At 58.3% G+C, this 18,578-nt stretch carries 21 protein-coding genes; 14 read left to right on the top strand and 7 right to left on the bottom strand.

Annotation, left to right across the window (positions count from 1 at the left end):
* Positions 1–268: 268 nt before the first annotated feature.
* Positions 269–535 (bottom strand): hypothetical protein, encoded by a 267-nt coding sequence (locus tag GUY40_RS01635; protein ID WP_166567178.1) that lies wholly within the window; start codon positions 533–535, stop codon positions 269–271.
* Between the two features lie 279 nt (positions 536–814).
* Between GUY40_RS01635 and GUY40_RS01630 the strand changes: the two genes are divergently transcribed.
* Both GUY40_RS01630 and GUY40_RS01625 read left to right on the top strand, forming a co-directional pair.
* Positions 815–1,663 (top strand): phospholipase effector Tle1 domain-containing protein, encoded by an 849-nt coding sequence (locus tag GUY40_RS01630; protein WP_166567177.1) that lies wholly within the window; start codon positions 815–817, stop codon positions 1,661–1,663.
* A complete protein-coding gene (locus GUY40_RS01625) occupies positions 1,660–2,160 on the top strand; it encodes a DUF2931 family protein (protein WP_166567176.1) in 501 nt (166 codons plus the stop codon). Before GUY40_RS01630 ends, GUY40_RS01625 begins: the two co-directional genes overlap by 4 nt.
* 43 nt (positions 2,161–2,203) lie before the next feature.
* Here GUY40_RS01625 and GUY40_RS01620 read toward each other — a convergent pair whose 3' ends face one another.
* Together GUY40_RS01620 and GUY40_RS01615 are read right to left on the bottom strand one after the other, a co-directional pair.
* On the bottom strand, positions 2,204–2,881 hold the full coding sequence (locus GUY40_RS01620) for an RES family NAD+ phosphorylase (RefSeq protein ID WP_166567175.1): 678 nt from the start codon (positions 2,879–2,881) through the stop codon (positions 2,204–2,206).
* A complete protein-coding gene (locus GUY40_RS01615; RefSeq protein ID WP_166567174.1) occupies positions 2,881–3,288 on the bottom strand; it encodes an MbcA/ParS/Xre antitoxin family protein in 408 nt (135 codons plus the stop codon). The genes GUY40_RS01620 and GUY40_RS01615 overlap by 1 nt, the downstream gene beginning before the upstream one ends.
* Positions 3,289–3,560: 272 nt before the next feature.
* Between GUY40_RS01615 and GUY40_RS01610 the strand changes: the two genes are divergently transcribed.
* The gene (locus GUY40_RS01610; RefSeq protein ID WP_166567173.1) at positions 3,561–4,760 is read left to right on the top strand and encodes a sugar transporter; all 1,200 of its coding nucleotides are present in this window, start codon (positions 3,561–3,563) and stop codon (positions 4,758–4,760) included.
* Here the strand turns inward: GUY40_RS01610 and GUY40_RS01605 are convergent.
* From GUY40_RS01605 to GUY40_RS01590, 4 genes are all read right to left on the bottom strand, one after another.
* On the bottom strand, positions 4,757–5,494 hold the full coding sequence (locus GUY40_RS01605) for a YkgJ family cysteine cluster protein (protein WP_166567172.1): 738 nt from the start codon (positions 5,492–5,494) through the stop codon (positions 4,757–4,759). The two genes, GUY40_RS01610 and GUY40_RS01605, sit on opposite strands and share 4 nt — an antisense overlap.
* 163 nt (positions 5,495–5,657) lie before the next feature.
* Complete coding sequence (locus GUY40_RS01600) at positions 5,658–6,041, bottom strand: fe2+ zn2+ uptake regulation protein (RefSeq protein WP_371924682.1); 384 nt, start codon at positions 6,039–6,041, stop codon at positions 5,658–5,660.
* Positions 6,042–6,162: 121 nt separating this feature from the next.
* On the bottom strand, positions 6,163–7,413 hold the full coding sequence (locus GUY40_RS01595; protein WP_166567171.1) for a HipA domain-containing protein: 1,251 nt from the start codon (positions 7,411–7,413) through the stop codon (positions 6,163–6,165).
* Positions 7,410–7,634 carry a helix-turn-helix domain-containing protein gene (locus tag GUY40_RS01590; protein ID WP_166567170.1) on the bottom strand — a complete coding sequence of 75 codons (225 nt, stop codon included), beginning with the start codon at positions 7,632–7,634 and terminating at the stop codon, positions 7,410–7,412. Before GUY40_RS01590 ends, GUY40_RS01595 begins: the two co-directional genes overlap by 4 nt.
* 270 nt (positions 7,635–7,904) lie before the next feature.
* Here GUY40_RS01590 and GUY40_RS01585 point away from each other — a divergent pair, with 270 nt between their 5' ends.
* The 11 genes from GUY40_RS01585 (at position 7,905) to GUY40_RS01535 (ending at position 18,576) form a co-directional block, all read left to right on the top strand.
* Positions 7,905–9,095: a hypothetical protein gene (locus GUY40_RS01585; RefSeq protein WP_166567169.1), complete on the top strand. Its 1,191-nt coding sequence runs from the start codon at positions 7,905–7,907 to the stop codon at positions 9,093–9,095.
* 353 nt (positions 9,096–9,448) lie between these two features.
* Positions 9,449–10,351 (top strand): NAD(P)-dependent oxidoreductase, encoded by a 903-nt coding sequence (locus tag GUY40_RS01580; RefSeq protein ID WP_166567168.1) that lies wholly within the window; start codon positions 9,449–9,451, stop codon positions 10,349–10,351.
* A complete protein-coding gene (locus GUY40_RS01575) occupies positions 10,345–10,659 on the top strand; it encodes an NIPSNAP family protein (RefSeq protein WP_166567167.1) in 315 nt (104 codons plus the stop codon). Before GUY40_RS01580 ends, GUY40_RS01575 begins: the two co-directional genes overlap by 7 nt.
* Positions 10,660–10,673: 14 nt before the next feature.
* Positions 10,674–11,603, top strand: a complete 930-nt coding sequence (locus tag GUY40_RS01570) for a VOC family protein (RefSeq protein WP_166567166.1) — start codon at positions 10,674–10,676, stop codon at positions 11,601–11,603.
* Positions 11,596–11,973, top strand: coding sequence for a YciI family protein (locus tag GUY40_RS01565; RefSeq protein ID WP_166567165.1), 378 nt, complete (start codon positions 11,596–11,598; stop codon positions 11,971–11,973). The genes GUY40_RS01570 and GUY40_RS01565 overlap by 8 nt, the downstream gene beginning before the upstream one ends.
* A 10-nt stretch (positions 11,974–11,983) precedes the next feature.
* Positions 11,984–12,937, top strand: coding sequence for a fumarylacetoacetate hydrolase family protein (locus tag GUY40_RS01560; RefSeq protein WP_166567164.1), 954 nt, complete (start codon positions 11,984–11,986; stop codon positions 12,935–12,937).
* Positions 12,938–13,107: 170 nt separating this feature from the next.
* Positions 13,108–14,055 carry a transporter gene (locus tag GUY40_RS01555; protein ID WP_166567163.1) on the top strand — a complete coding sequence of 316 codons (948 nt, stop codon included), beginning with the start codon at positions 13,108–13,110 and terminating at the stop codon, positions 14,053–14,055.
* A gap of 53 nt (positions 14,056–14,108) precedes the next feature.
* Complete coding sequence (locus GUY40_RS01550) at positions 14,109–15,344, top strand: MFS transporter (RefSeq protein WP_166567162.1); 1,236 nt, start codon at positions 14,109–14,111, stop codon at positions 15,342–15,344.
* Positions 15,345–15,532: 188 nt separating this feature from the next.
* Complete coding sequence (locus GUY40_RS01545) at positions 15,533–16,396, top strand: VOC family protein (protein WP_166567161.1); 864 nt, start codon at positions 15,533–15,535, stop codon at positions 16,394–16,396.
* On the top strand, positions 16,393–17,097 hold the full coding sequence (locus tag GUY40_RS01540; protein ID WP_371924680.1) for a class II aldolase/adducin family protein: 705 nt from the start codon (positions 16,393–16,395) through the stop codon (positions 17,095–17,097). Before GUY40_RS01545 ends, GUY40_RS01540 begins: the two co-directional genes overlap by 4 nt.
* An 18-nt stretch (positions 17,098–17,115) precedes the next feature.
* Complete coding sequence (locus GUY40_RS01535; RefSeq protein ID WP_166567160.1) at positions 17,116–18,576, top strand: 2-hydroxymuconic semialdehyde dehydrogenase; 1,461 nt, start codon at positions 17,116–17,118, stop codon at positions 18,574–18,576.
* Positions 18,577–18,578 lie beyond the last annotated feature (2 nt).

The following is an 18,578-nucleotide window of genomic DNA, read 5'->3' as shown; positions in this document are numbered from 1 at the left end:
GCGGATAGATGCCTTTGCTCCTACCGGCCTTCGAGGCCTGACTGTAATCGGCATACCGCGAGCTCAACCAATGTTGGCCAGAAGCCGAAGACGGCTTCCTCGAATAGGCCTGATACATAGATGCAAGCCGGGCAGCAGTGTTTGAAAGTGGGTTGACTGAGGAGGCGAGTCCATACATAGGAGCAGGGTTTACCCGCGATGGGTTCACTGCGGTATGCCTGATGCCCGGCGGTGCCGCCTTCGCGAGCAAGCTCAGCTCCTACATGAGTCAGCGCCGGCTGCTGGCAGCCTTACCCTCAGCAACCTTCAGTACTTCATATCCCTCCTGCATCAACACACTGGCTGCACGCATCAGATGGGCGACATCGGACTCGTCCACGTTCTGCATGGAAAGGCAATCCAGCGTATCGATCAGCCCTTTGGCCGCACGCAGGCGTTCGCTCGCGCAGGCGTGCAAGTCCGCAATCGAGGCATCAGGATTGATAAACAAGACAGGGTTTTCGGTAGCGGTGAGGCTGAGTGGAATATGAGGCATAGCAAAACTCCTGGAGAACGAAGATAGCTACCCCGTCTGCGACCAAGCAGAATTGGAGGCAACTGTACGCAGGTTGGTCGACCGGTCTCCAGAGGCCCGGCACACCCGAAGGTGTCCCGCGCACAGCTGCCACGAACCGAATTGAAGACGCGATAAAACGCCGTCAATACGGATGCTTCTGCTGACGCAATGGAGGAACAGGCGACCAAGCCCGACCGCTGATTTGGCAACGGCGGGCGAATCATAGACGTGAGCCGCGGGGCAGGCAATCACCAACCTGTGAACAAGGTTGTAAAAGTCGGCTTTATCGGTCTGTTCGACACCGTCGCCTCGGTCGGTGGCCTGGCCAATTTCGGTTATGTCCGCAGTCCCAGCGCACCTGGGGTCAAACTGCACCTGCCGGCCAGCCTGTTCCCGAATGTGGTGCACCTGGTCGCCGGTGAAGAGATACGCGCGAACTTCGCGCTGAATCGAACCGGTCCCGATCATCCGGAAATCTTCTTGCCTGGTGTGCATTCGAATGTGGGCGGTGGCTACCGCCCGATCACGCAAGAGCAAGTGTTGATTTCCCCGATGCTGACACTGACGGTGCCTCATGACACACCTTTAGAAATCACCTCCATTTACAAATATACCCGTGAGGCCTATGAGCACTATCTCGCCATGGGTTGGCCTGCCGAGATGCTTGAAATCGTCGCGCCCACACCGAAGCTGTTACCGCTTGAACCGCGAGACCGAATGGGCATTCGTGAAAAACAGCTCTTTGTCGGGCTTGAACTCAAGCGTCAGGTGCGTGGTGAATTGTCACGGGTCTATTTGCGGGTGATGCATGCATTGGCGAAGCAGAAAGGCGTGCCTTTCAAGGAAATATCCGAAGACCCGAATCTCAGCATTCCCGAAGAGCTTAAACCTTTATGTGATCGCTTCGTTCAAGGCGACTTCCGCATGACGGCGCAGGAAAAGCGCTTGCTCAAACTGTGCTATATCCACACCTCTGCGCACTGGAATCCACCCACAGGCTTACAAGGAAAAGATCCCCACACGGGGCGGCTGCTGTATGTCAATGCCCCGGTGCGTGAAGGCGTGCGGGTACTTCATCCTCATGTGCCTGAGCGAGGGCGTGGATGATGCGAGCTTTATTCATACTCCTGATTCTGCCGTTGATTTCCGCTTGCAGCCTGAGGGATCCGTTGTCGGGCAGCCAGGACCCTCACTCGCCATGGTGGAACCTGGGCTTTACAGCGCCGTATTACATGTTGGCACAGGTAGAACACAGCGGAGTCATTGATACCTCAAACGTGTTGTTCCATCTTCCGGGAGGTCGCTTGGCTGGCGAGGAGCCTGAATGGAACGGCGTGTCGGCGAAGGAGTGGGCAGGGCGAGGAGGCATCGGTTACTCGGTAACTGGGGCAGTACTTCCTCGACGAATCTATGTCCGGTGGCAGTCTATTGCCGAGCCGCAAACTAATGAGGTCTGGAGTGATAAGTCATGGATTCAGGCAAGACCCAATGCTGGTAGGAGTCCGCCCCGCCTCTTTGAGGCTGCGCTGTCGCGCAGAGAACATGCCGATAAATCGGCAAAAAATTTATCTTTAAAAATCAATGAGATAAATTTTGTTCTATGAGAGCAAGGCTTGCCCGCGATGCAGCCACCGCGGTTCAGCAGATTCACATCGGGGTAATTTCGAAGTAGCAATTGATGGTCTGGCTGCGGGCCTCCCAGACATAACGGATGTGCTTGCCCTGCACCGGGATCGAGACGGCAGGGGGCCGGAACGCCGCAATGCATTCGTGGCCCTGGGCGCGCACGCTGTTGTAGAGAAGGCCCCAGGACTGGTCGCTGCGCAGGGATTTGGCGAACGCCTGGGCCGGGCCGTAACAGGCCGGGTCCGGGGCATGCAGGTGGGCGAAACCACTGCGGATATCGTGCATCGGCTTGACCACCTTGTTGACGTAGGTGCGCAGGGTCAGTTCGACATCCGGCTCCTGGGTCGCCATCAAGAATCGCGCCTGATGGAAGCTGGTTTCGGCAATCGCGGCTTCCTGGCTACTGGCGGCGTAATAGATGCCATAGGTGCCATCGGTGAACCGGCTGGCCTTGCCGATATGTGTGAAGGCGGCCATGACCGGCGTCGATCCCGGGCCTGACACCCGATCTTCGACGGCGACCCGGCTGAGCACACCGGCCTGTTCGGCCAGTCGATCGTTGGTCAGCGATTCCAGGGCGTAAGCCATGGCCAGCTCAGCAGGGTCGAGCAAGTCTTCGAACAGGGTAATCGGCGGAAACGAGCTACTGATCATCCGGTACGCGCTGTTCCATGCGGGCGTTTCCAGTCGTAGCTCCATCAACCGCGCACCCCGTCCAGGTAACGGCGCACATCGGCGATATCCACCACTCTGCCAGCGAGCATGTAGTCGAGCGCTGAGCGGCCATTGAAGGGCGGGGCGCTGTTGGGACTGTTGACCCAGCCATAGGCCCGTTCGCGATGGTTGCTGAAAATGATGCTCAACGCCTTGTGGATGCCCATCAGGTAAGAAATCCGTTCCAGCGTGTCATGGGGCAGCCGGACGTTGGGCAGCCGTTTGTATTTGTAGAAAGTGGTCGCGCTGATAGACCCCAGCAATAGCCGTTGCTGATCCACCGAGCAGCCCCAGTGTTCCATCAGGCCGAAGAAAAACTTCAGTGCCACCCGGCCGGCTTCGGGGGTGTCGATGTCTTGGGTAGTGCCTGGCGCCTTGCTGGTTGCGACCATGAAGTGGGCTCCTGCGGAGTGAGCGATGGGTTTAGTCTACTCCGCATGTGTAGTAAATCAATAATTCTGTTCGCAAGTGTAATCCTTTGCAGGAGCGGCGTTCCCGTCAGCATTCGATTGTTACCCACCCACGCTTCACGTAAAATCCGCCCATTGACCCCGTACTGCATACCTAATAATGACTCCCTCACTGCACGTACCACCCAGGCCCATCGGCCATGGGGGGATGACGGCTGTGCGAGAGTTTTGTGCCTGGAGCGTTGCTTGCCTTTATGAATACACCCACGGATGACCGGCCCGGCAGCTGGCTGAGCGTGATCGCTCTGGCCTTGGCCGCCTTTATTTTCAATACGACGGAGTTCGTGCCGGTCGGATTGTTGACCGATATCGGCAACAGTTTCGACATGCATTCGGCGCAGGTCGGCCTGATGCTGACCATCTATGCCTGGGTCGTGTCGTTGACGTCCTTGCCAATGATGCTGATGACCCGCAATTTCGAGCGACGCAAGCTGCTGATCTTTGTCTTTGCGCTGTTTATTGGCAGCCACCTGCTCTCGGGCATCGCCAGCAGTTTCGGTATGTTGATAGTCAGCCGGATCGGCATTGCCCTGGCCCACGCGGTGTTCTGGTCGATCACGGCATCGCTGGCGGTGCGTGTGGCGCCAGCGGGTCAACAGGCCAAGGCGCTGGGGTTGCTGGCAACCGGTACCACCCTGGCGATGGTGCTGGGCATTCCGATTGGACGTGTGGTGGGGGAGGCTCTGGGGTGGCGCACCACGTTTCTGGTCATCGCCGGCCTTGCCTTTGCGACCTTGCTGGTGCTGATCAAGGTGCTGCCATTGCTGCCAAGCCAGAACTCAGGCTCGTTGCGCAGCCTGCCGATTCTGCTCAAGCGCCCGGCGTTGGTGTCGGTGTATGTATTGATCGTGGTCGGCATTACCGCGCAGTTTACGGCCTACAGCTACATCGAGCCTTTCACCCAGACTGTCGCGGCCATGAGCGGCGACATGACCACCGCGCTGCTGCTGGTGTTCGGCGGTGCCGGGATCTTCGGTTCGATCCTGTTCAGCCGCTACAGCGAGCGCTTCGCGCACGGGTTCGTGATTGCGGCGATCAGCGCCCTGGGGCTGTGCCTGGCGCTATTGCTGCCGCTGTCGTTCAACCCGATCTACCTGTGCGCGCTCAGCGTGTTGTGGGGCATCTCGATCATGAGCTTCGGCCTGGCCCTGCAATCGAAGGTGCTGAAGCTGGCTTCGGACGCCACCGACGTGGCGATGGCGCTGTTCTCCGGGCTCTATAACCTCGGGATCGGTGCCGGTGCCTTGCTCGGCAGCGTGGTCAGCCTGCATGTCGGGCTGCCTTACATCGGCGTGGTGGGGGCGTCGCTGGCCGCGGCGGGTGTGTTGCTCTGCTGCCTGACCACGTTCCGCTTCGCCACCACGCCCGGCGTGGCGACAAGCAAGGACGCCTAACGGCGCAAGGGGATCAGGGTGCAGCGTTCATCACCGTGAGTGACCGCTGCACCCAGGCTGGCGAGGCGAGCACCCAACTCGCTGTCGGCCAGCTGGAAGTGCCACTCTTGTTCTCCCGGCGCTGTGTGCGCCTCCAGGCAGGCTTGGGTGAACGCCGCCATGTCTGGCAGGTAAGCCGCAAAACCATCGCCCTTCAAAGCCGTGACCCTGAACCCCAGTCGCGCGCAAATCGCTGCCTTGGCGGCGATATCGTCCCGGTCAGCCTGGCGGGACTGCTCGATCAGCCCGGCCAGTTCCTTGTCCGCCACCTGACCGCCCACGATCAGCGCCGGGCCCTGCTGCCAGGACTCGCTGGGGCAGTCCTTGAGCTCGGTGCGCAAGGGAATATGGGGATTGATTTCCATCGGATAGATGCGGCAGACCAGCGGGCGCCGCGTGTAGATGCGACAGCGGTTGTCGGCATCCAGATGGCGGCAGGGGCCGGCGTTGAACGCGGCAAAGGTAATCGCCACCCAGGCGTCGGCTTGCCCGCTGCGTACGCGAATCGAACGGCGGCGCGCGTGCTCCAGTTGAGAGGGGTCGACGCCCAGGCCGTTGCCCATGAATGCCTCGACCAGCACGATGATCGCACCGCCGTCGGCGGCCCATTGCCGGGACTCGCCCAAGGTCAGGGGGACGTGATGGTCATTGCAGCATTTGCCGCAGCCGACGCAGGTAAATCGGGTGCTGCCCAAGGTTGTTCCTCTTCAAGCGTTCTTGTAAGCGGTGTTGGCACCGCTAGTGGCCGGTCAACAGGTCGGTGACGGCTTGTAGAGGATTAAGTATCGCTTTTGTTACAGGGGATTGAAATCGAGTGGAGCAAACCCTCTGGTTGGGGGAGAGGCTCCCCATTGCGGATCAGGAAGCGTTATTGCGCCCACCCTGGTCGAGCAGAGCGCGTGCCTGTGGCGTGAGGCTGTAACGTTTGTCGGGGCTCATGTGGATAACCCCTTCACTGGTCAGGCGGCGGATGACCTCGCGCATGTTCAGGCACGAAAGTTCCGCACCGACATGGGCGTGAATATCGTTGACGTACAGACTGAGATTGCTTCTGTCAGCGAGCAGCAAGGCGTCGATCACCTTGAGGCGAAACAGCGTGGCCCGCAGGCCGTAGTGATGCAGTAACTTGCGGATCGCCTCGTTCTTGCCACGCTCGCCGTCGACAGTCTGTTCTACCGGTTCTGCGGCCCGGTGTGAAGCTGACACCTGCCGGGCCGATGCGGTCATTCGCGCGTTCAACACTCCAATACTCCTTTTCGGGGTTGTTCTGGACGGCGAAGCAGCCAGCTGTCCGCCTTGCCGTCGTTGCACTCTTACTATGCGACCTGAAATGTCGAAAATTTGTCGTGGGCTTAGCCTTTGCTCATGCCAGGCGCGCCAGCATGTCCTTGAGGATTCCAAATCGAATCAGTCGCAGCTGGCGTGCTTCGCCGGCGGTGAGCTCGTTTATGGACGAGGAGTACATTTGTTCTCCTGCGGCTTCAACCCTTTTCATCAGCTGATTCAACAGCACTGTGCCCAGTTTTCGCGGGACCTGAATGTGCTCGCCCATCATCAGCACAACCTCTCGGGTGATGTCGCCGTGAGTGCGCGCCACGCCCTCCAGCGGCCAGGCGAGATCCATCGACAACCAGTCATTGTTGGGGGCATAAACGACGGTGCTCAGCAGATCATAATGCGGCGTCAGTTCGATGCCGTTTGGCCGCACATGGAAGGACAGGTTTTTCAAGTGCGCATCGTTGTTGCCTACCAGGATATTGAACACCAGCCAGCGAAACAGTGCCTGGCGAGTCTGTGCTTTCAACCGGCACAGCTCGATGATCTTGCGAAGATTGGCGAAGGTGGCCTGTTGGTATTTGAAGGTTCGGTCCAGCCCCAGCAATTGGCAGCCGTCGAGCACATGCAGTCGTTGCAGTTCTCCATCGCGCCACTGACGGTCAAAACGTTTGACCAGGTAGATGGGTTCCGGGATGTGGCGAATTTCAACCTCAGCGACGGGAAGCCCAAGTGCTGCGGCGAGCCTCATCACAAACCATTCATTGGCGACACTGTGCGGGTAGGCGTCGACATTGGGGTGGTCCGGTTTGAGGATGTGGCTCGAGGCACGACTGCCTTCAGGTTCGAACAGCTCCCTGTCTTGTACCAGGACGGCCAGCTTGTGCTGAGCACCTGCCAAAGACATGCGCTTGGGAGCTTCTGCCGAGAGTGATACCCGGGGCAAGTTGCGGATTCTGGCGCTGAGTCTGTCGTCGGGAAGCGGCAAGGCGCCGCCTTCAGGGTTTTCTACCCCTTCGGGCAGTAGCGTCAGGGCGCCGGCCGATTCGGCGCCAAACCAGGTGAGCAACCCAAACGCGTCGGCGACCTCGACCTTGGCGTCCTGTGCCAACAGTGCGCGGGCGTCTTCCTCAGGGAGCAAGTTGTCGAAAAACCACTGCACAGGGCGTGTTGACGAGCCATCGGCGATGACCCCCGTCGCGCACGGTAGCGACGGCGAAAGGTCAAATGCATCGGGGTTTTCCAGCCATTGCGGGGCGTAGCGGAACTGCCAGGCATTGGATTCTTCCGAGAGCGTGCCAACCCACAGGCGGTTGATCGTGACGTGCAGGCTTCTCATGATGCGGGTGTATCCAGAAACACCCGAATACCCAATTCATCCAGTAATTGAAGGACGCTGCCCAGGTTGACCGTTGGCTTCCCCTTTTCGATATTGCGCAAAAGGACATGGCTGCTACCAATCATCATGGCCATGTCTTCCTGGCGAATGCCCTGGCTCTTGCGCGCCTTGACGACAATGTCGCCCAACTGTTCCGCGGTCCGTATCTGCACGAGTGACATGGCTGCCTCTAAATCGAAACTATAGCTTCGATTATAGGGGTGTTTTTCAATCTATCAATGAAAACGAAATTATAGTTTCGAATTTGTCTGAATTTGAACGCCTGGCGCTAAAATCGAAACTTCAGTTTATATTTTCGCGATTCCTTCTGTAGACAGCGCGCCAACAGCTCCCAGTGCATGAAAGCAATCGGCGGGTGTGTGAGTGTTTGAACCGTACTTGGAGAGAAGTACTTTCAACGTTCCACCAACACTTGGATAAGGAAGTCACACATGAATGATGATCATCAGCCATCGCCCTCGCCAGCACCCGTCGTGCAGAGGGAAACCAGGGCAATAAAACCGTTGGATGGATTTCTTCATACCCATCCCAATGTTCAGGGGACACGGGTGATTTTTCGAGTAGGCAATATTCATTACTACCCGCAATACCGTGTCAGGATCAACGGTGTGGAGTACTCGGGTATCAATGTCGCCCCTCACGAAACCTCGGTCACGATCACGGCGCAGCGACTTGGCGACGATGCCAATGTGCTGTTGATTGGCGTGTTGAGCTCCGGCGTAAGTGAGCCTGTGTTCAGCCAGGGTGAAATTCGAATCAAACCCGCCAACACCAGGCTCCATGTCGTTCAGAATGTGTCGGGGTCCCGGATCACGTTCAACCCAGGCTCGGCGCGCTTCTACAAAGGGTACAGGGCGGTCATCAATGGCAACGCTCAACCCGATATATCAGGCTTTGAAGGCGCTAATTTCATTACCCTGACCAACGACCGATTAACAGACCAGGACCGCATCGACGTGTTCGCAGAGCGTTGGTCGGGTGGCGAAGAACGGGTGTTCCCGGTACCGGACACTCCCATCACCAGGCCGAGCGGTGGCTTGCTTCATTGTCAGCAAACGGCGGCTGGGGCACATTCGAAAGTGACTTTTATCGAAGGCGATACGCGATTCTTCCAGAGATACCGGGCTCTCATTAACGGTACCTGGCACGACAACCGAATCGCTGCCATGAACACTGTGGATATCGTGTATGGAGCTCTTGCCAGCGGCGATGTCATCAAGCTCTACGGGATCGATGCGAACGAACGGCTTGAACTGATCTTTGTGCAAGAGCAGGTAGATACGTCATTCGCCGCGGCGATTCCGACACTGCGCAGTTCGTCTACGTTGAATAGCTTCAGAATCAGCTTTCCGAGTGCCCACCGCACTGACCTGAAGGCTTACCGTGTCACTGTGTATCCGACCTATATTTCCAGCAGCGACGCAATTGTCCCTGGACCCAGTTTGCCGTCAGTGTTCATTCCACCGGGAACAGGGACGACGGGGGCGATAACCTATCAAGCCGTCCTTCCACCGTTGGCAGGGCATCGCCCCTACAGGTCTATCTTGAGGGTCGTGGGTGTGAGTTTCAGTGAAGTGGAGAGTCGGCCGGCGAGTGAGACGTGGGCCGGGCCCGCGATGTGACGCATAAACGCAGTCTTCGCCACACACTTTTATCGTTGTGCGCATAGTGCTGGACGCTGCTCCTCTCCTGCATCCCGCCCCTCAAAATGATTGGCCGGTCAGCATGAGGAGCAGCCTTGACCGCTGGTCCGCCTCAGGACCACACAAATGGATTTTCCATTCCCTCCCCAAGCGCTTACGGCCAGCCAAACCAACAATTGAACAGCGGGTGCTCCGTTATCGCTCTCCTATAAGCGTTGGTTGTAGTTATTCATCACCGCGGCTGTTTGCTCCAAAACCCCGCTGGGCCTACGTTAGCGCCTAGCCAAGCTTCGCACTTGGCATAAAAGAATTACAAAAAAGAGAGGCGAAATATGCCTGTTACAACCATCGGCATGGTGGGAATCGGTCAACTTGGCCTTCCCATCGCAACCAGCCTGCTAGCCGCCGGGTTTCGAGTGGTTGGTTACCGACGTCGAGACCGTGAAGCCTTCGTAGAACAGGGCGGCATCGCGCTTGAAAGCCCGGCCGCCGTGGCGGCCGAATCGGACTTCATCCTCACCTGCCTGCCCAGTGAGGTGGCTCACATGGACATCATGGAGGGAGCCGAGGGCCTTCTTCAGTCCATAGGGCCACAGCACACGCTGATTGAAATCGGCACGTACCGCAAAGACTTCAAGCAAAGCATGGCTCGGCGGATCGAGGCTCGCAGCGCCCGGGTGCTGGAGGCTGAAGTCAGCGGTACACCGTCCATGGTGCTGCAACGCAAGGCCTCTCTGTTCCTGGGGGGCGACGCCGACCTGGTGGAGCACTGCAAGCCCGTACTCGATGCGATTGCCGATATCCAATTCCACATCGGTGAATTTGGCAGCGCCGTGGCCATGAAGTTGATCGCCAACTACCTATTGACCATCCACACGCTGGCGGCCGCCGAGGCCTTGAATCTGGGCGTTAACGCCGGCTTCAGCGCACAGCACGTGGTGGAGGTGATCCGCCAAAGCGCGGGCGGCTCGGCCATGTTCAGCGCACGCGCACCACTGATGGCAAGCCGCCGTTTCCAGCCGGCGCCAGGCCCCTTCGCCACGCTCGACAAATACCTCGATATGGCCGGTGAACTCTCGCAAGAACTGGGATGTGCGGCGCCTTTATTCAACGCAGCAAAACCGTATTTCCTCAGGGCCATTGCCGAAGGTATCGGTGAAGAAGACATCTCGGCCGTGATCAAACTCATTGAAGCCGACTCCCTGGCACATAATAAAGAGACAACCCCATGCTGATTGAACAACGCATTTATCAAATCAAACCCGGAACCTTGCATGAGTTCATTCGTGTGTATGAGGAGGAGGGCCTGCCCATTCAGGGAGAAGCACTGGGCAACCTGATCGGCTATTTCAAACCTGAAACGGGCGACATCAACCGGGTTATCCAGTTGTGGGGATACACCAGTTATGAGGACCGCACCCATCGTCGCGCCGCCCTGTCGAGCGATCCAAGATGGCGCGCGTTCCTTGGCAAAGCCGGCCATTTGGTAGTAGCCCAGCAGGTCGAGCTGCTGAGCGCCGCACCCTTTTCCCCTATCCGTTAAAAGGAGCGTCCACGATGATTCGTTCACTTCAACACGTAGGCATGACGGTGCCAGACCTGGAAGTCGGTCGTGCCTTTTACGAAGCGGTCGGGCTCCAAGCCCGCATGGCCGGTGAGCATCTGGTCATGCGCTGCAAGGGGCGCGCCCAGGATCAGGTGCGACTGATACCAGGCGCAGAAAAACAACTCAGCTATGTCGCCTTTGGCACCGATGCTCAGGGGATGCATGCCATTCGCGAAAGCCTGAGCTATCACGGTGTGGTCTTGCATCCGGCACCTTTTGAGATTGGCAGCGAAGGGCTGTGGTTTCGCGACCCTTCTGGCGATTGGGTACACGTCAGTGAGAGCGAGTCCATGCCAGCCGGACACCTGCCCACCCCGGAGCTGAATACGCCGGGTCGGTATCGCCGAATCGGAGAACGTGGCTGCACGCCGACTTCTAGATTGCGTCGGGTCACACCGCTGCGCCTGGGTCATTTGATCAAGTTCACTTCAGACATCAATCGCTCCATCGCTTTCTACACCCAGGTGCTGGGGATGAAAGTGTCCGACCGCGCGGGTGATGCCGTGGCTTTCCTGCGCTGTGGCTGCGGCGGCGACCACCATGTACTGGGTCTGGCAAAGAGCACTCACAGTGGCCTGCATCATCTGAGCTTCGAGGTCATGGACATCGATGAGATCCAGTTGGGCGCTCAGCACCTGATGAGCCTGGGTTACGAAAGCGCGTTTGGCTTGGGGCGGCATGTCGCCGGGTCCAACTATTTCCACTACATCCGTGATCCGTGGAACAGCTTGATTGAGTATTTCTGGGATATCGACGTGATCCCTGAGGATTGCGAGTGGGAGGCCATCGACGGCACTCCCCAGGATGTGACGGCCGTCTGGGCCGCGAGCCCACCGCCTGAGACCTTTATCAAGAACTTTGAGGTCGCGCGTGATGACTGACAGCACGGCGACCAAGGCACTGCTGGCCGGCATGCTGAACAAGCCGTTGTTCGTGGTTATGCGTACGCCGCGGGATCTTTCCCGAGTTCCAGAGCTGCTGGACGCCCACTTGCAGTGGGCGATTCTGGCCGAACGGCGCGGTGAGCTGTTCGCCTCCGGGCCGTTTGTCTCGGAGCAGAGTTTCCCGGGCGAGCTGGGCGGCATGAGCATTCTGCGTGCTGCGGACGAGGCTCAAGCGCAGCGCATTGTTCAGTCAGACCCTTTTATCGCCCACGGGGTTTATGACGTGGATGTACGCAAGTGGCTGCTGATGGAAGGTGGCCTGACGGTACATGTCAGTTTTTCCAACCAACGCTTTTCGCTCCTGTGAGGGTGGTTTCATGAAGTATCAGCTTTTCACTTATCGGACGGATTCCCGTCCAAGCGTTACTGGCCTGTTGGTGGGTGAATATGCCTATGACCTTGATCAACTCGCGGCTGATGCAGGGCTTGGTCTGCCAGCGACGTCTATCGATGCCTTGCTCGAAGACTGGGAAACGACCCATGCCAGGCTTCATGACCTTGCGGTGTCAGTCTTTAAAGCACCGCCGCAGAATGAGTCGGCCAGGCTTGATCTAGAGTCTTTGCAGTTCGCGCCGTTCCTGCAACGCCCCGGCACCATCTATGCCGCCGGAGCAAACTACCGTGATCATGTTGAAGCCATGGCCCGTGCGTTCAACATGAAACTGTCGCTGGACCCGCGCAGCGAGGGCATTGCGCCCTGGCATTTCATCAAGCCCGGCCGCGGCAGCCTGGTGGCACACAAGCAAGCGGTAGACATTCCCGAAGGTGTCCGCATGCTCGATTGGGAGGCGGAACTTGCGGTGGTGATCGGCAAGCGAGCCTCACGGGTTTCCATTGAAGATGCACTCAACTACGTGGCGGGTTATACCTGCGCCAACGATCTGTCCGCGCGTGATCGGCTGCGCCGTGAACAGGTCGACCCCAGCTCGCCCTTTCGCTTCGACTGGATCGGACACAAATGCTTCACGGGTTCTTGCCCACTGGGCCCTTACCTGACGCCGGCGCAATTTGTCGAAGACCCCGAGAATCTGAATATCAAGCTGTCGAGAAATGGTGAGTGGGTACAGGACTCCAATACCCGCAACCATATGTACGGCGTCGCAGAGCAGATTGCCTATCTGAGTCAGACCATCGACCTGTTTCCCGGTGATGTTCTGCTGACGGGAACCCCGGCGGGCGTGGGCATGGAAAGCCACACATTCCTGGACCGCGGTGATGTTCTGAAAGTCTGGATCGACGGACTTGGCGAACTGGAAACCACCATCCGCTAATACCGTTCGAGGCCGGGCAATCAGTGCTCGGCCCTTGAATCATTCAACGGTTTGCAACGTGCTGATAAACGGCGGTGCATCGCTGTGCCTGAAACAGGCCCGCCGCCTGATAACGCCAGGTTTCAAATAAAACTCTACTCCGTAATACAACAATAAAAATGGGACTTGAGATGAGCACTCTAAAATTGCACGCCCCGTGCGCGTCATATACCCGGATCAGTGCTCTGTGCATTGGCCTTCTTAGCGCTCCGCTTGCGCAGGCAACCGAGGGCGGCGGCAGTTCATACCCACTGGGTGTGAATACCGTCGGCGCGGGAAAGATGCCACCGCCCGGCTTTACCGAGTTCTTCTACTTGTCTGACTACAGTGCGAACAAAACCCTGGACGGCGAGGGCGATAAAAAACAAGGTGTTCACAACTTTGACCTTAATGTCCAGGCACTGTCGGTGCGAGTGGATTATGTCTATCAGGACTTCTCGATACTGGGTGCCAAGCTGGCCAGTCGCCTTGCCTTGCCCTTGATCAAGGGTGACATCAGTTTTGATGTCGATACGCCGGCGGGTCGCGTTCATCGCAGCGACCATCAAGAAGGCGTCGGCGATCTCACGGTGGTTCCATTTGTCTTGGGGTGGAGTTCTCCAAGGTACCACCAGTTACTCGGTCTGGATGTGTTCGTACCCGTCGGCTCCTATGACAAGGACCGTCTTTTCAATCCGGGTCGAAACACCTGGGCGTATGGGCCCTGGTATTCATTTACCGCCTATCCGCTGGAGAATCTGGAAGTCAGCGCCAAGCTTATCTACATGGTCAATGGCGAGAATTCCGATACTCACTATCGCTCCGGCCGGGAGTTCAACGCCGATTACAACATCGGCTACAACATTACGCGCGAATGGCAAGTGGGCGTGAACGGCTACTTGTACAAGCAGCTCAGTGATGATGAGAAGAATAGCCAGACCTACCTGGAGGGTAACCGTGGTCAGGTCGCCGCTATCGGCCCCGCGATTAAATACCAGACCCCTGCAATTGGCTTTGTCATGAAATGGCAGCACGAGACGCTGGTCGAGAACCGTGCCGAAGGTGATCGCATCTGGCTGCAGGCGGTTTACCGATTCTGAAGATCGCTTCCTGAATGAACATCACTGTCCAATAATCAAAATCAGGTGAAACCATGACCGGAATATCCAAGTGGCACGTACTGATGGGTGGCTTTATCGCCTACCTGTTCGACGCAATGGAAATCATCCTGTTGACGCTTGCGCTACCCGTAATCCGCCAGGATCTGGGGTTAAGTCTCAATGAGGCCGGCGCACTCGCCAGTGCGACCTTGCTGGGCATCGGCGTCAGTGGCGTCACCACAGGTTGGTACTGCGACAACTTCGGCCGACGCAATGCCTTGATTGCCTCCCTGGCGATCTTCGGAGCACTGACGTGCGTTTTTGCATTCGTGCATGATCTCTACCTCCTGATCATATTGAGATTCTTGTCGGGTCTTGGGCTGGGGGGTGTATGGACCATCCTCGCGGCTTACATCAGCGAAACCTGGCCACCCCAGCAGCGCGCAAGGGCCATTTCGTTTGTGATCAGTGCCTTTCCCATGGGTGCAATCGCGGCGGCGCTGACCGCCAAGTTCATGCTGCCGGAATGGCGTGTGCTGTTTTTTGTGTCAGGCGCCAGCGTGATCCTGCCGATTGCCTATGTGTACTTTCTGATTCCCGAGTCCCCCGCCTGGAAGGCGCAGCGCGCGGCGCCGGAAAATGCGGCAAAGCGGATATCCGTCAGCGAAATATTCTCCCCGGAGTTGATTCGGTACACGATGCTGGGGTCACTTGCAGCCAGCTTCGCCTTGCTGGGTTCCTGGGGCGTCAGTACCTGGTTGCCGACCTACCTGGTACAGGATCGCGGGTTGAATCTGGCTTCAATGACCACCTTCATGGCCATCCTCCATCTCGGGAATTTTGTCGGCCTTAACTTCTTCGGCTTTATCGCCGACCGCATTGGCAAGCGACTGACGATCGTCTTGTCGCTGTTGCTGACCTCAATGATGGCACTGGTCTATGTCTACACCCCCCAGACCGAATCGCTGTTCTGGGTCGGTGCGGGTTACGCCTTTTTCATGGTATTCGCCGGTTTGTTTGGCTCTTACTTCAGCGAGATGTATCCCATCCGCGTGCGAACGCTCGGGGCGGGCTTCTGCTTCAATATGGGGCGAGGGCTGGCGGCGTTCGCGCCCGTGCTGCTCAGTGGCATTGCCAGTTTTTATAGTCTGGCGGCAGGGCTATTGGTCTGTGCCGGCTTCTACGTCATATCTGCCTTGTTCGTGGTCGCCATGCCAAGGAATAAAACAACGGGTGAACTGAGTGCGATGGCCGGCACTTCTACGCTGGCGAAGGATGCAATCGGTTGACTGACTGATTGGTAACAAGGCCCCGTATCGACTGATGCGGGGTTTTTTTTGGCCCTTGAAAAATGGCTGTCCATGACCAAGTCCGTATAAGGATTTCAGATAGTGTGAATAACCAATATTTGCTTCTTTTATTTATTGAGCAACGGGAAGATGAAGCCCAGACAACAATAAATAAGGGGGCATGCCTCATGATCAACCTGCATGACATTCGATATATACGGCTGGGTACCGCAAATCTTGATGAAGCGCGTCGCTATGCCACTCAGGTCCTCGGGCTGCAAGTCGCCCGGGAAGCCAACGGTGCGGTGTACTTCCGATCGGATGATCGCGATCACACCCTCTGCTATTACGAGGGCGATCCACACGAAAGCACGACAGCGTTCGAAGTCAGGACCGCGCAGGATCTGGAAGACGCGGCGGTGTTATTGGAGCGTAACGGGTTCAAGGTTCAGCACGGCTCGCGTGCTGATGCTGAAGTGCGTTATGTCGACGACTTCATTCGCTTCAAGGACCCCAGTGGCAACACCATCGAACTGGTCTTGCGCCCTCATGCCAGCGGGCGCCGCTATTTCCCCAGTCGCGACGCCGGCATCACCGGTTTCAGTCACATTGGCCTGCGCACCCTGAATGCCCGGCGCGACGAGCTGTTCTGGACACAGCTTGCAAACGCCAGGGTCAGTGACCGAATTGGCGAAGCACCGCTCCTGCGTATCGACGAGGTCCACCACAAGATTGCGCTGTTTCCTTCGACTCACGCCGGTGTGCAGCACATCAACCATCAAGTGGAATCGGTTGATGACTTGATGCGGGCTTACTACTTCCTGGTGGAGCGGGGTATTCGCATCCTCTTCGGTCCCGGTCGCCACCCCACCTCCGGCGCGATGTTCCTGTATTTCGAGGGGCCTGATGGCATGACCTACGAATACTCGACCGGGGTCAGCCTGATCGCTCCCGAGCATGATGCCAGCCACCAACCCCGCCAGTTTCCAGCGAAATTCGAGTCCTTCTGCGCCTGGGGCTCGAAGCCTGACATTCCGGAGTTCAAGTCGTGAGCCGCGTGCCAATGCCCACCCGCGAGGAGCACGTGCAAGTGCGCATGGCTGCCCGGGCCCTGGCTCGCGCAGGTCTGGTGCATGCCTACGGGCACTGCAGCCTGCGTCTGGATGAGGAGCATTTTCTGGTCTGCGCGGCGCAACCGATGGGTTTGATCCAGCCCGGTGAGCCAGGAATCGTGGTGCCGATCAACGGTGAGTTGCCTGAGGGTGTGCTGGGTGAAGTCCGCATCCATCAGCAAATTTACCGCCGCCGTGCCGATGTGCGCGCAGTGATCCGAAGCATGCCTGCCCAGGTCATGACCCTGTCGTGCGCCAGGCTTGCACCCAGTCCTCGGCATGGAATGGGCAGCTATTTCCAGACGCCCATCCCGCTGTGGGACGACCCGCAGTTGCTTCGCAGTGACGGGCAGGCCAGCGCCTTGGCCGAGCAATTAGGGCAGGGCAATGCGCTGATCATGCGTGGCAACGGCGCCATTGTGGTCGGTGCTTCGCTGATCGAGGCGCTGACGCTGACCTGGTACCTGGAAGACGCCGCGCGCATCGAATTGCAATTGCACAGCGCCGGGTTGGCCAACGATGGACCGGTTCTTGACGCGCAGGCCTGTGCGCGACGCGCAGTCACCACCGGCCGCATTTACGAACGCATGTGGGAATACCTGACAGCAGGTGACCCCGAAGCAAGCGCTCCAACACTCTAAAAAAAGAAGGAACACCGTATGCCTGCGAAAGAGTTCCGCCATTTCATCAATGGCGAATGGGTGAGTAGCGCCCGTACCTTCGAGAACCGCAACCCGGCCGACAACCGTGTGATTGGCCTGGTCCATGAAGCCAGCAAAGACGACGTCGACGCCGCCGTGCAAGCAGCCTGCAAGGCATTGAAAGGCCCCTGGGGCAGCATGACTGTCGCCCAGCGCACCGCCCTGTTGCACAAGGTGGCGGACGGTATCGAACGTCGCCATGACGAGTTCGTGGCCGCCGAAGTCGCCGACACCGGCAAGCCCCGTGCGCTCGCCGGGCACCTGGACATTCCCCGTGGTGCGGCCAACTTCAAGGTGTTTGCCGACCTGTTCAAGAATGTGCCAACCGAAAGTTTCGTGATGGATACGCCTGACGGCGGCAAGGCCGTGAACTACAGCGTACGTGCGCCGCGCGGGGTGATCGCCGTTGTTTGCCCCTGGAACTTGCCGCTGCTGTTGATGACCTGGAAAGTGGGGCCGGCACTGGCCTGTGGCAACACGGTGGTGGTCAAGCCTTCCGAAGAAACGCCGGCTACTGCCACGCTGCTCGCCGAAGTGATGAAAGAAGCCGGTGTACCTGCTGGCGTCTACAACGTCGTGCACGGTTTCGGCGGCGATTCGGCGGGCGCCTTTCTCACGGCCCACCCAGACGTTGATGGCGTGACCTTCACCGGTGAAACCGGCACCGGCGAGATCATCATGAAGGCAGCAGCCAAAGGAATACGCCCGGTGTCGCTGGAACTCGGCGGCAAGAACGCCGGCATCGTCTTTGCCGATGCGGACCTGGAAAAGGCCGTCAAAGGATTGGGGCGCGCAGTGTTCGAGAACAGCGGCCAGGTCTGCCTGGGGACCGAGCGCATCTATGTTCAGCGTCCGCTGTTCGAGCGTTTTGTCGCAGCCTTCAAAGCCTACGCCGAAGGCATCAAGGTGGGTGATCCGAACCAGCACGACAGCACCATGGGGCCGGTTATCTCGCTGGGCCACCGCGAGAAAATTCTTTCCTACTGCCGTCAGGCCGTCGCCGATGGCGCCACCGTGGTTCACGGCGGTGGCATTCCACAGGTGCCGGAACACTTGGCCGAAGGGGCCTGGTTCGAGCCGACCATCTGGACCGGCCTTGCGGAAAACTCGGCCGTGGTGCGCGAGGAAATCTTCGGCCCCGTTTGCCACATCGCACCCTTCGACACCGAAGAGGAGGTCGTGCGCCTGGCCAACGACACACCCTATGGCCTGGCCGCCAGTGTGTGGACCCGTGACCTGCAGGTCGCCCATCGCCTGGGCAGTGCGCTGGATGTCGGCATCTGCTGGATCAACTCGTGGTTCCTGCGTGACCTGCGCACGGCCTTCGGCGGTGCCAAGCAGTCGGGTATCGGCCGTGAGGGGGGCGTGCATTCGCTCGAGTTCTACACCGAACTGCGCAATGTCTGCGTGCGGCTGTAAGG

Origin of the sequence: Pseudomonas sp. R5(2019), from assembly GCF_009905435.1 — a bacterium.
Classification (GTDB): Bacteria; Pseudomonadota; Gammaproteobacteria; order Pseudomonadales; family Pseudomonadaceae; genus Aquipseudomonas.
This window is presented reverse-complemented; position numbering and strand designations above follow the sequence as displayed.